The sequence below is a fragment of the Bacillus sp. FJAT-29790 genome, assembly GCF_019039215.1.
Taxonomy (GTDB): Bacteria; Bacillota; Bacilli; order Bacillales; family Cytobacillaceae; genus Cytobacillus.
Map to the genome: position 1 here is coordinate 775,083 of NZ_JAHNZZ010000001.1, position 13,065 is coordinate 788,147.

General features: G+C 37.9%; 10 protein-coding genes. 9 read left to right on the forward strand and 1 reads right to left on the reverse strand.

The window, feature by feature from the left end; all coding sequences use genetic code 11:
- Positions 1-115: 115 nt before the first annotated feature.
- The 7 genes from ilvD (at position 116) to BGM26_RS21790 (ending at position 8,013) form a co-directional block, all read left to right on the forward strand.
- Positions 116-1,792, forward strand: coding sequence for a dihydroxy-acid dehydratase (gene ilvD / locus BGM26_RS03680; RefSeq protein WP_217038388.1), 1,677 nt, complete (start codon positions 116-118; stop codon positions 1,790-1,792).
- Between the two features lie 196 nt (positions 1,793-1,988).
- The gene (locus BGM26_RS03685; RefSeq protein WP_217038389.1) at positions 1,989-2,456 is read left to right on the forward strand and encodes a cupin domain-containing protein; all 468 of its coding nucleotides are present in this window, start codon (positions 1,989-1,991) and stop codon (positions 2,454-2,456) included.
- 188 nt (positions 2,457-2,644) lie between these two features.
- Positions 2,645-2,839 carry an IDEAL domain-containing protein gene (locus BGM26_RS03690; protein ID WP_217038390.1) on the forward strand — a complete coding sequence of 65 codons (195 nt, stop codon included), beginning with the start codon at positions 2,645-2,647 and terminating at the stop codon, positions 2,837-2,839.
- Between the two features lie 1,097 nt (positions 2,840-3,936).
- Positions 3,937-5,325, forward strand: a complete 1,389-nt coding sequence (locus BGM26_RS03695) for a DJ-1/PfpI family protein (RefSeq protein WP_217038391.1) — start codon at positions 3,937-3,939, stop codon at positions 5,323-5,325.
- 466 nt (positions 5,326-5,791) lie between these two features.
- A complete protein-coding gene (locus BGM26_RS03700) occupies positions 5,792-6,469 on the forward strand; it encodes a response regulator transcription factor (protein ID WP_217038392.1) in 678 nt (225 codons plus the stop codon).
- 55 nt (positions 6,470-6,524) lie between these two features.
- A complete protein-coding gene (locus BGM26_RS03705) occupies positions 6,525-7,832 on the forward strand; it encodes a HAMP domain-containing sensor histidine kinase (protein ID WP_254118968.1) in 1,308 nt (435 codons plus the stop codon).
- Positions 7,833-7,863: 31 nt separating this feature from the next.
- Positions 7,864-8,013, forward strand: a complete 150-nt coding sequence (locus BGM26_RS21790; RefSeq protein ID WP_367949318.1) for a polysaccharide deacetylase family protein — start codon at positions 7,864-7,866, stop codon at positions 8,011-8,013.
- Positions 8,014-8,205: 192 nt separating this feature from the next.
- Here the strand turns inward: BGM26_RS21790 and BGM26_RS03715 are convergent, their stop codons facing one another.
- Positions 8,206-9,726 carry a DHA2 family efflux MFS transporter permease subunit gene (locus BGM26_RS03715; protein WP_217038393.1) on the reverse strand — a complete coding sequence of 507 codons (1,521 nt, stop codon included), beginning with the start codon at positions 9,724-9,726 and terminating at the stop codon, positions 8,206-8,208.
- A 192-nt stretch (positions 9,727-9,918) separates the two neighbouring features.
- Here BGM26_RS03715 and BGM26_RS03720 point away from each other — a divergent pair, with 192 nt between their 5' ends.
- Positions 9,919-10,818, forward strand: a complete 900-nt coding sequence (locus tag BGM26_RS03720) for a TetR/AcrR family transcriptional regulator (RefSeq protein WP_217038394.1) — start codon at positions 9,919-9,921, stop codon at positions 10,816-10,818.
- 126 nt (positions 10,819-10,944) lie between these two features.
- Positions 10,945-12,693 (forward strand): sigma-54-dependent Fis family transcriptional regulator, encoded by a 1,749-nt coding sequence (locus tag BGM26_RS03725; RefSeq protein ID WP_254119376.1) that lies wholly within the window; start codon positions 10,945-10,947, stop codon positions 12,691-12,693.
- Positions 12,694-13,065 lie beyond the last annotated feature (372 nt).

Genomic DNA, 13,065 nt, shown 5'->3' on the forward strand with positions numbered 1-13,065 from the left:
CGTTTACAATGTTTGGACAGTTCATGGAAAAAATATTTTATTTATCCATTTTCGATAAAAAAATGATAGAATAAGAAAATAGAATATTTTAAAAACTATTTGTGGAGGTTTCATAATGGCTGAATTACGCAGTAATATGATTAAAAAGGGATTTGATCGTGCGCCGCATCGTAGTCTTTTACGAGCTGCAGGAGTGAAAGAGGAAGATTTCGACAAGCCGTTTATCGCGGTTTGTAATTCATATATTGATATTGTTCCAGGTCATGTCCACTTGCAAGAATTCGGAAAATTGGTAAAAGAGGCAATTCGTGAAGCAGGTGGAGTTCCATTCGAATTTAACACGATTGGTGTGGACGACGGGATTGCGATGGGACATATCGGGATGCGCTACTCATTACCAAGCCGTGAGATCATTGCAGATTCAGTAGAAACAGTCGTAGCTGCCCACTGGTTCGATGGTATGGTTTGTATTCCGAATTGTGACAAAATTACACCGGGAATGATGATGGCTGCAATGCGTTTAAACATTCCAACCGTTTTTGTCAGCGGTGGTCCGATGGAAGCAGGACGCACGAGTGATGGCAAAAAGATCTCATTATCTTCCGTATTTGAAGGGGTAGGTGCATACCAAGCAGGTAAAATTGATGGAGATCAGTTACAAGAACTAGAACAGTTCGGTTGCCCTACATGTGGGTCATGTTCAGGCATGTTCACAGCTAATTCAATGAACTGTTTAGCGGAAGCTTTAGGACTTGCCCTGCCTGGGAATGGGACAATTCTGGCAACGGCGCCAGAGCGTAAAGATTTTGTAAAAGAAAGTGCGAAACAGCTTATGGAGTTAATTAAGCTAGATATCAAACCGCTTGACATCGTAACGGAAAAAGCGATTGATAACGCATTTGCTCTTGATATGGCACTTGGAGGTTCTACAAATACAGTTCTTCACACATTGGCACTTGCAAACGAAGCCGGTATTACATACCCGCTTGAGCGAATCAATGAGGTCGCATCTCGCGTACCACAATTAGCTAAGCTTGCGCCGGCTTCTGATTGGCATATTGAAGACTTGCACATGGCAGGCGGGGTTTCTGCTGTTTTAAATGAATTAGCCAAAAAACCAGGCGCTCTGCATCTTGATGTCATGACGGTAACTGCGAAAACATTGGGTGAAAATGTGGCTGGAAGAGAAATTGAAGACCACAACGTCATCTATCCAATTGATAAACCGCATACGCATACAGGTGGCTTAGCTGTTCTATTCGGCAACTTAGCTCCGGATGGCGCCATCATTAAAACGGGTGGTGTGCAAGATGGCATTACACGCCATGAAGGTCCAGCGATCGTTTTTGACTCACAGGAAGAGGCACTAAACGGGATTATTAACAAAAAAGTAGAAGCAGGACATGTTGTGATCATCCGCTACGAAGGACCAAAAGGTGGACCAGGCATGCCAGAAATGCTTGCACCAACATCACAAATCGTAGGGATGGGATTAGGTCCAAAAGTAGCACTCGTTACGGACGGCCGTTTCTCCGGCGCTTCCCGCGGCTTGTCTATCGGTCATGCTTCACCGGAGGCAGCTGAGGGCGGACCACTCGCATTTGTTCAGAATGGAGACCATATTATCATCGATATTGAGGCACGTACGATGGATGTTCAAGTATCTGAAGAAGAATGGGAAAATCGGAAAGCCAATTGGAAAGGGTTCGAACCAAAAGTAAAAACTGGTTATTTAGCACGCTATTCTAAACTTGTAACGTCCGCAAGTACCGGGGGAATTATGAAAATCTAGTTTAAGTAGTGTTCATATTTCCTAAGAAACTTTAGGGGTGAACTGACAATTATTTTCTGTCATTAAATAACGATTGATAGTTTTATACTATCAATCGTTATTTTTTTTTATAAATAGAATAATTGGCTGGTAATCTTATACGTGACAAGGAATATATTTAATTAGGGAAGAAAAAAATGATGGAATGGGGAGAAACATGATAACTGTTAATTTAACTCAACTTCGAATGTTAGAGGGGTGGCTCGAAAAAGAGCCGCTTAGTCATCGAAAAGTTGCTTTTCCATTTTATAATGCAACGGGTACTGAAAATTCATCGGTTGTTTATTTTGAACTTGAGCCAGGGCATTCACTTGGAACTCATACCGATAGTGCCGAAGAGATCATTCTTATTCTTCAAGGAAATGCCGAATTATCTCTAGGAGAAGAAGTTGGCCAGTTAATAAAAAATGAAATGGCAATAATTCCAATTATGATCCCGCATAATGTACGCAATATCGGGATAGGAACGCTAAAAGTAATCGGCTTTTTCTCAAGTTCAAACGTAGAAAGTACCTTTTTGGAACCAGTTATGCCCCTTAACCAGAAGATCGCTGGCGCTCCACCTATACCGACGGATCACCCACTAACATGGAATGAAATTGCAAATAAAATCATTCCATCATAATCCCCATCCTTATGATTTCATAACTCTTTCGAGGACCTAAAACAATAAATAAATGTAGTGCATTTCGGTTGGTGAAATCGCACTACTTTTTTCTTTCTTTTATACCTGTTGTTTTTTATATAAAATAATGATTGAATTATCAGAAAACAGCTGTTATAATAGAAAAAAGGTCAAGGAGTTGATTTTTAGTGAAAAAATATTTGCTTAACTCACCCCATCAACCTGAAGAAAATTTGGATTCCCAAATTGCGGAAAAAATTTTAAACAACGCCTTGCAAGCATACCGGAGAGAGAAACTTAAAATGGAAATTGACCAGACATTAAGTGACAGAAACAAGGAAGAGTTCCTGCGCTTAACTGAGGAATTAAAAAGTATTTCATAACATTGAAAAATCGGTTGCATCGATCTCGAATAAATGAAAATATCTTAAAATATTTGGAGTAACTAAAATCAGGCAGCCAGATCCTTAAAGGGTCCATGCTGCCTGATTTTTTAGCAGTATAGGGGCTAGCGAAGCTTGATCATGAATTTATTTAGAAGGGCAAGCTACGATTTGGCACGTAAAGCCCAGATTCGTTCCCGTGAAATGACTTTTTGAACAGTATCGGGCACGAATAGCTTTTTTCCGGTCCAGTCCCGTGCTTTCAGAATTTTCGGTATTCGACTTTGAACGGGATTAGCCAATAAAAACAACAAAGTCTGTGAACACAGTCTTAATAAATAAGGTTATACTTTATTTTAAATCGGACCAATCAGAATAGTTCCCACTTCCATTGCAGCCAGGACAATCAAAATGATTTGTATGAAAAGAATATTCATTCGAGGGATAGTTTAAAAATCCTCTACCGTAACATTCAGGGCATTTATTTGCTTCTTTCATTTGAGAAACATGGTTTTCATATCTTGTAGCCCTCCATTCATTAAAAGCGTTCAATAATCCCATACCTAACACCTCAACCGTTTTTTCTTATTTTTTGTCATAAAGTAAATTTATATACGTGGCTGGATAGCGATGATTAGTCTGGTGCTATAAAGTTGGAGTTTTATTAAAAGACTGTGGTTTATAAATAGGTTTTGTAAGTTGAATGGAGAGGAAGGTGCGAGACTCCTCGAAAATGCTATCGCATTTCCTTCGTGCATGGGCTAACCACAGATTGATCAAGTTCCTTTTAAGAAACGAAATCCATCCCAAAAAAGGCACCAATAAGAACTGCTTCTCGGAAGGTATATTGAACCGGCGTGTCAATCAATAATATTGTTTTAACAAAGCCTTAACTGAAAGAAAAGCATATCAGAAACCGTATGATGGAAAGCTTCACTTAAGCTTAAAGACAAAGGAACTGATTCTAAAGAGATAGCCAATGGTTACCTCTTTGAAATCAGTTTTTTTATTTTTCATCCATTCATATTGAGTTCACAAAACTGCTTTATTGTATTTCTTAAGAAAGCTAATCTGAATTTTTCTAGGAGGAAAGAAGTATGAAGAGATTATTATTACGCTTAGTAGTTTATTTATGTACTTTTGTACTGATTGTCGGTGTAGTCGGATGGGTTGGGTATTCCCGTTCCTACAATGATTTTTATGGTTCTGTTTATGATGAGCCGTATCCATCTTATCAAAAAGTTGAAATTCCTGAACATAATCCGAAGAAACCTACAGTGGCAGTCATGTTGGGGGATGCATCAACTACGACTGAAGTATTTGATTTTCTGATTCCGTACGAATTATTTGCGATGACTGCCGAATATAATGTATACGCTGTTGCCCCTGATAATGATTTGAAGTCATTATCGGGCGGACTGGAAGTGATCCCGCATTACACTTTTAATGAATTGGATCAATTATTAGGGAAAAGTCCCGATATTATCGTAATCCCTTATATTCCTTTTGTCGATGAAAAGAAATATCAACCGGTACGTGAATGGTTACAACAACATTCTGCAACTACTTTAGTAAGCATATGTGGCGGAGCATGGAATCTTGCTGATGCGGGTTTGTTAAAAGGGAAGACAGCTACGACACACTGGCAAGCGATTGATGGAATGAAAAAACTGTATCCCGACACTAGTTGGAAAGGAAATCAACGGTATGTTGATGAAGGAAACATCGTTACCTCTGGTGGTCAAACGGGAGGATTCGATGCTGTTCTCTATGTCATCAAACAAAAACTAGGAGATTCAATGGCCGAAAAAGTGGCGAAAGAAGTAAAATATCCAACTTACCACTTTGTGCAAAATCCAACCGTAGATCCATATTCAATTGATTTGCGCTTTGCAACATATGTTCTAAATTATGCCTTTCAGTGGAATAAGACAAAAACAGGCGTGCTGCTGTACAACGGTATGGAGGAAATGGCTTTGTCATCGATTTTTGATACGTATGCAGACACTGGTACGACCAAAGTCTTAACAGTTTCCAATACGGAACAGCCGATTATAACAAAACATCATCTTAATCTGCTTGCAAGATATCAAACATCGAATGTCCCTGAATTAGATCGTATGATCATCACAGGAACTGAGGCGAAATCTCTGGCTAAGGAGGAAGTGAAACGCTTGAAAGAAAACGGCCATGCGAGTGAGCTTCTATACATGCACAGTGATTCCCCGGATAGATTTGTTTTCTCGGCGCCGCTAGAAGATTTAGCCAAGCAAGAGGACCTTATGACTGCTAATCATGCTGTGAAACGATTCGAATACCGTGCAGACGATTTAATCCTTGAAGGGAGTGCATTTCCTCTTGAAACATACAGTAATATGCTCTTAGTTTTATTCTTTTCTGTACTATTAGCTTTATTTATTGACAAAAAATTCATCGAAGACAAAAGATTCAACAAATCGAAAGAAACAACTTCGAAAACAATTTAAACTTAGTCATACCAGCATAGCCCCTTTTGTTACTCAAGTACGATGAGAACAAAAGGGGCTAGAAATTAAGAATCGGGCTGTAATGCGGAAGAGGACGAATAAATCTCAAGTGATCTTAAGTATGGAAAGTATTTTTGCAAATCTTACCAAAAAATATATTATAATGTAGGAAATAATACATCATGCTTTTTGTCTTAATTCCAAAATTTATAGAGTGGATTATAGTTGAAATTTGAAATTAGATTTGTTTTATTCAGGGGATTCTTATTTAAACAAAAATAGCCACAATTCATCACTTAGAATGGGGAGATGAGCGAATGAAAAAGAAAAAAACAAAAAATAAATCTGTCGGGGCTCTATATTTAATTATCGCTCTATTTTCCGTATGAAGAAATACTAGCAGGAATGAACGTGAGCAGGTGAAATGAATCTGCAGTTGAATCGATCATAAAGGAGAGATTAAAATTTGCCCAAAATATTAGTGGTGGATGATGAAGCCCATATCCGCGAGCTGGTAGGCTTATATCTTAAAAATGAAGGGTTTGAAATTATCGAAAAATCGAACGGCAAGGAAGCCTTGGAGTACGCTGAGAACCATATAGCCAGTCTTGATCTAGTGATTTTGGACATTATGATGCCTAAAATGGATGGATGGGTTTTGTGTGAGCAGCTTCGTGAACTAGGGGATATCCCTATTTTGATGATGACAGCGAAGGGCGAGGCATCGAATAGAATTAAAGGATTTAAACTTGGAACAGATGATTATTTAGTTAAACCATTTGATCCCGTAGAGCTGGTTTTGAGGGTGAAGGCTTTGCTAAAGCGGTATCGTATTTCTACTTCAAATGTGATTAAACTTGGAGAAATAACATTAGATCGAAAGAATTATCAAGTAATCTACCAAAATGGGGAAACGGTAACACTTCCAATGAAAGAATTCGAATTGCTGTACAAAATGGGCAGCTATACAGGACAGTTATTTACACGAAATCATTTAATTGAAACGATATGGGGCATGGATTATGAAGGTGACGAGCGGACGGTGGATGTGCACATAAAGCGTATTAGAGAACGTTTTGCTGAATTTGATTCTGATTTCCGTATTGTGACAATCCGCGGACTTGGTTATCGGTTGGAGGTGTAACGGGATTAAGTCACTGTATACTCGCGTTGTAGTCATCTTCGTAGGAATCGTTATATTGAGCTTGTTTATCGCCTATTTTAGCACTACATTACTCTATCAAAAGCGCATTCATAGTTCGATAGAAGAAACTTTGATCAAGAACGGTCAAAAAATGATCCAAATTTATCAGTCGACAGCAACTTCTGCTGATGATTTGCCCGAATTCATGCAAAATTTCTCGGGGTTTGTTCCTACTAATATCCAGCTTTATAATAAGGAAGGCAAGCCATTGCTTGTCATGAATAAGACGCCAATACATGTTGAAGACAGAAATATTGAACAGGTCATTGCTGGTGGCATTGCCCGCAATATAGTTACAGGAGAGTATCACCTTCCTATTATTGGCCTTCCTTTTCAGGTAGATGAGGAGCCATACGCATTATTTATAACTGTTGAGAAAAATAGTGTCGACGATGAAATTATGAATTCTATTCACCTTATGTATGTCATCATTTTACTTTTAGGTAGTTTGCTCATTCTAATTGCTGCGCGATATCTTGTCAATCCAATTCTTCAGTTAACGAAAGCAACTAAGAGGATGGCAAAAGGAAAATTTGATTTTGAGATTCAGACAAAGCGCAAGGATGAAATAGGCGTGTTAAGCACAAGTTTTAAAGAGATGGCTAATGAGATTTCTAAGTTAGATCGAATGCGGCAAGCATTCGTTACCAACGTCTCACATGAGATTCAATCACCCTTAACATCCATTTCAGGATTTTCCAAGGCACTTAAACAGATGAAAATGAGCGAGGAAAGCAAAAACCGCTATTTGACAATTATCGAAGAGGAGAGTGAGAGGTTATCCCGGTTAAGTCAAAATTTGCTTAAGCTTTCTTATTTACAACAGGAGCAGCACCCATTGAGTGTAAGTACTTTTCGATTGGATGAACAGCTCCGCACGGTTGTTATCAATTTGGAGCCGCAATGGAAAGCGAAGGAAATTTTTATAGACGTACAGCTTCAAAATATTACCATTCAAGCGGATGAAGACCAACTCAAACAAGTGTGGACCAATTTAATGAGTAATGCCATAAAATTCACCCCGATTCACGGTAAGATTAGCATTGAAGCTATAATCAAAGGTGATTATAGCATTGTCTCTATTACAGATAATGGGATTGGAATACCGTTAGAAGAGCATGCCGATATTTTTAAACCATTCCATAAGGTCGATAAAGCTCGTGATCCTTCGGTAAAAGGAAATGGACTCGGGTTATCGATTGTAAAACAAATTGTCGATATTCATAATGGGAAGATTCAAGTATCTGGGGATCTAGGCGAAGGTTCAACATTTAAAGTTACCCTTCCGCGGTCATTTATGTGATTGTTCATTAGACAGTATAAAGCCCGCTTCCATTAATATTAATGATGGTCGGCATCCGCAATATACACCTGAAGTATTGGATTTATTAGCGAAATATGATGCTAAAGCTAATTTTTTTGTTGGTTCCCGTGTCAAGGAATATCCGCAAATTTTCTCAAGGCTTGTAAAAGAAGGGCATTAAATAAATGGGCTTATCTCGCTTCTGAAAATGCTCAGTTTTTAGAAAAAAGAAAAGCGACACCGTTCAAATAAATTGAACGGTGTCGTTGTTTTACATTTTTACGATTAAAATAAGCTATGGATAACTAGAGCCCTTGCTTTTTGGAAACAAATTATCTTAGCGTTAGGAACATTGTTAGTAATCAACTAAAGTTTAATTCTCTGCTAATTTAGTTGCAACTTTTTTCCCGGATGATATCGTATCTTCCGCTTGTTTTGCTCGTTTGATAAAGAAGGCGAGAATGAGAGCAAGACCGGCAATAAAAACAGTCACTAAGAAAGCATCATTAATTCCTTCTAGCATTGCTTTCATCGCAATCTGTTGTTTCATTTCCGCAAGTGCTGCTGCAGTTGGCTGCTCTGTTGCATGTTTCATTGCAGCTGCAGCAAGTTCTTCTGCATGCGTTTCAGTACGTGTAGACATAACTGTTACTAACAAGGCCGTTCCAATTGCGCCGGATACTTGCTGCAATGTATTATTCATAGCAGTTCCATGCGGATAATAGCGAGCGGGCAACTGGTTTAAGCCATTTGTTGACACAGGCATCATGACCATGGACATGCCAAACATCCGGGCTGAGTAAAGAATCATTAAGTTAGTATATGAAGTGTCTAGTGTTAATTTACTGAAATAATAACTCGTGATTACAGTTATTGCTAAACCGATGATGGCTAATATACGTCCGCCAAACTTGTCGAATAATTTACCATTAATCGGTGACATGACTGCCATTAAGATCGCTCCTGGCATCAACAATAATCCTGCATCAAGCGGAGATATCCCCCGAAGAGTTTGGACATAAATAGGCAGTAGAAGCATAGCGGAAAACATCGCCATAGTAACTACCATAGAAATAGCCGATGATAAAGCAAACATTGGATATTTAAAGATCCTAAATTCTAGCATTGGCCGATCTAACTTTAATTGCCGGATAATAAATGAAACCAATGAAATGAACCCTACAATTAAAGTCCCATATACTAGTGGACTATCCCAGCCTTTCGTAGCGGCAGAACTAAAGCCATAAAGCAACCCGCCAAAGCCCAAACTTGATAAAAGAATTGAAAGCATATCAAGCTGAATATTGACTTTATCTTTTTTATCTTTAAGCAAGAAAAAAGCAAACAATAAAATGACAACTGCAATTGGCGTGACAAAATGGAAAAGCATTCTCCAATCATAATGTTCAATTAACCAGCCTGATAATGTCGGCCCAATCGCTGGAGCACCCATTAAAACTAAACCAAAAACGCCCATCGCGGCTCCTCTTTTTTCAACAGGAAAGCTTGTTAACATGACATTCATTAACAAAGGCATCATAATCGCGGATCCAGAGGCTTGAACCATACGACCGATTAATAAAAGGGGAAATGCATGCGCAAAACCAGCGAGAATGGTCCCAAGCGTAAATAAGCACATCGCAGTTAGGAATAACCGGCGAACAGTATATTTTTGAATTAAAAATGCCGTTGCTGGAATCAAAATTCCATTTACTAACATATAGCCCGTAGTTAGCCATTGCACGGTCGATGCTTCGACATCTAAGTCCTTCATAATCGATGGCAGTGCAATATTTAATAACGTATTGTTTAAAAAAGCAATAAAAGCTCCGATCATCAGTACAGCAAGAATCCCATATGGTGGGCGATCAGTCTTTTTTATAGAATGGTCCATTGTTGTTCCTCCCTGTTAGACTCTTAGTCCATTATTTTATACCATCGTTTATCGCAAGGAACTATCATATACCAACAGTTCAAAAATTGCAATGGGAAAATATCCATTTTATTTAATGGGTTTGTTTAAACCGTAAAAATGAAGTAATATGGCTTTTATACAGGTAGTCTAAATAAGATGTAAGGTGATAATATGAACGACAGGAAACAGCATGTGATAAAAATGGCCCACCATTTATTTATTGAGAAAGGCTTTCAAGCCACGTCCATTCAAGATATATTGGATTATAGTGGAATTTCGAAAGGAACATTTTATAATTATTTTTCATCTAAAAATGAATTATTAATCGCCCTTTTTAAAATGATTTATAGCAAACTGGAAAAAGATCGCAATGAATTACTAATCGGCCGAGATCCCTCTAATATTGAAATCTTCATTAAGCAAATTGAACTGCAAATGGAGATGAATAAAACAAATAAGTTATATCCCCTTTTTGAGGAAGTAAACTTTTCGAATGATGCGGATCTTAAACAAATTATAAAAAAAGGGCAATTGAGGATGCTTCGCTGGTTACACGGGCGGTTCATTGATCTTTTCGATGACAGTAAGGAACCCTATTTATTGGATTGTGCCATTATGTTTACAGGGATTTTGCAACATAATCTTAAATATCATGCAATCGCATATGAATCGAATGCTCGCATCCATCAAGTAGTCCGATATAGTGTAGAGCGTATCGTCAAGATCGTTAACGAAGTTGCAGAAGCACGTGATCAGTTAATTAACCCAGAGCTTATAGAGAGCTGGTTACCCGACTGTAAGAAGTCTGACCTGAATTTTCAGCAGAAGCTTTATCGTACTGTTTTAGAATTGAAAAAGGCGCTCACCAATAACGAGAACCAGTCGAAATACAACGAGCTGTTAGACTTTGTTCAAGATGAACTCCTACATTTAAAGAATCCGCGCAAATTTCTACTAGAAAGCGCCCTGGAATCTTTGAAAGCAGGTCAATCCCTTTTTGGGACAAAAGAACTCCAAAAGCTTGATCAACTAGTTGACGATTATTTTACTCAAATAGAAGAGCAAGACTAAAAGTACACCCCTATTCATTGAAAGAGTAGGGGGGTTTTTGATTCCATTAAATTGCAGGAGGTTTACGAGACTTGTCGAATTAATGAATGATATCGTTTTAAAATAGAGGGTGAAAATGTGGACTTAATGGATATTCAGCCTGTCGTTCAACGGATTGCCGATGCGATTGCAGCTGTTTTGAAAATAGAAGTTGAGATTGCCAACCATCATTTTATAAGGGTAGCAGGTACAGGGGAACAAATAGAAAGTGTTCTTCATAAAATGGAAGGCGATTTAGTCTATCAATCTGCTATTCGGACAGGCCGACCGGTAATCATTGAAAATCCAGGCAATGAACAGGTTTGTGAGAGATGCAGATTTTTTGGGAATTGTTCGGAGACAGGAGAGATATGTGCCCCGATTACCTTTAGAGATCAACCTATAGGTGTGATCGGTTTATTAGCATTTAATGAAGAGCAGCGTATACGACTGTTTGAAAATACAGAGGGAATCCTAACATTTTTAAGTAAGATGGCCGATCTATTAGCTAGTAAATTACATGAGCATGATATGATTCAACAGCTTACAAGAAATTCAGAGAAAATGCTTAAAGTGATGAATCTCGTTAATCAAGGAATTATTGTGTTAGATGAAAAAGGCACCATTGAAGAAATGAATTTAAAAGCGGAAATGTTATTAGGTATTGAAAATAAAAGCTTGCTCCCAGTTGAGGTGAAGAATTTTTTAATCGAAATGGTTCAAGAGATGGAAGAAGTGAGTCAAACGGTAAACATATCAATTAACAAAGAAGAAAGATCGTTTTATATGAATAAGCAAAAGTTATCTGCTGCTGGGCGTCATTCTGAGTATTTATTAATTCTTCAAGATGTAAATGAAATTCAGCATCTGGCAGAAAAAACAACAGAAGAGCAAAAGAAACCGTTCGATCAAATAATAGGGGTCAGCCCTCAAATAAGAGTGGTTAAAGATTTTGCCTATAAAGTTTCTCAATCTCACTCTACAATTTTAATTCAAGGTGAAAGCGGGACGGGGAAAGAAGAGTTTGCTAAAGCCATACATCATGCTAGTATGCGGAAAGAAAAACCCTTTATTACGGTCAATTGTGGTGCAATTCCAGAACATTTATTAGAAAGTGAATTGTTTGGGTATGAAAAAGGTGCATTCACTGGTGCTAATAGTAAAGGGAAACCTGGTAAGTTTGAATTGGCACATACAGGCACTATTTTTCTTGATGAAATAGGGGAAATGCCTCCATTACTGCAAGTTAAATTATTGCGTGTTCTGCAGGAAAGAGAGATTGAACATCTTGGCGGAACTGTTCCCATTCCGGTTGATGTACGTGTGATTGCGGCAACGAATAAAGATCTGCAGGAAATGGTGAGTAAAGGTACGTTCAGAGAAGATTTATATTTCAGGTTAAATGTGATACCGATTATGATTCCACCTCTAAGGAGCCGGAAAGAAGATATTCTTGCCCTAACCGAGCATTTTATTTCTATGTTCAATGATCTTTTTCAAGCAAATGTGTTGGGCTTTGGGAAAGAAGTCAAAGAAATGATGATAAATTATCCATGGAAAGGAAATGTTCGGGAATTAAAGAATTTTATAGAATATTTGTTTAATTTCATTAATAATGGTTGGGTCACAATGGAAGAAGCCGAAGAGTTAATTCATCACAAATTAGAAATAAATGAGGGAAATCCCACAATTAGCAGTCCTTCCTTTTCACTTCTCGAGATGGAAAAAGAAATGATCAAAAGAGCGCTAGATTATGTTCGCCATCATGAATTAAATATCGAGGACGCTAGTGAATTGCTTGGAATTGGAAGGGCAACTTTGTTTAGGAAAATAAATAAGTATCAAATCGATACTTAATCTCATTTTGATACTTTCGTTTTCATACGACTTTATTTCTAAATTTTACGATAAAACAGCACCTCTTTAGTATCATTTTGATACGGAAGTGGGTGCTATTTTTTTTTACATCCCTCTATTAAAAGGATTCATTGATTTGGCATGATTTTTGCAATGTTAATATTGTGAAACGACTAAAGGAGGAAGTACATATGATTCAGCAAATTCAAACAAGTAAAGGACCAGCAGCTGTAGGTCCCTATTCACAAGCTGTGACAGCGAACAGTTTTGCTTTTTAATCAGGGATGCTGCCATTGGATATTGATATTGGGAACATTGGCAAGAAGTTTTGTAGAAGTTTCAGCTATACCGAAAGGAGCGTTAGTTGAGATA

What these genes read in the sequence shown, in the direction of transcription:
- BGM26_RS03720 (WP_217038394.1), top strand. Translation starts at nt 9,919, where the DNA reads ATGAACGACAGGAAACAGCATGTGATAAAAATGGCCCACCATTTATTT.
- ilvD (WP_217038388.1), top strand. Translation starts at nt 116, where the DNA reads ATGGCTGAATTACGCAGTAATATGATTAAAAAGGGATTTGATCGTGCG.
- BGM26_RS03685 (WP_217038389.1), top strand. Translation starts at nt 1,989, where the DNA reads ATGATAACTGTTAATTTAACTCAACTTCGAATGTTAGAGGGGTGGCTC.
- BGM26_RS03695 (WP_217038391.1), top strand. Translation starts at nt 3,937, where the DNA reads ATGAAGAGATTATTATTACGCTTAGTAGTTTATTTATGTACTTTTGTA.
- BGM26_RS03725 (WP_254119376.1), top strand. Translation starts at nt 10,945, where the DNA reads ATGGATATTCAGCCTGTCGTTCAACGGATTGCCGATGCGATTGCAGCT.
- BGM26_RS03715 (WP_217038393.1), bottom strand. Translation starts at nt 9,726, where the DNA reads ATGGACCATTCTATAAAAAAGACTGATCGCCCACCATATGGGATTCTT.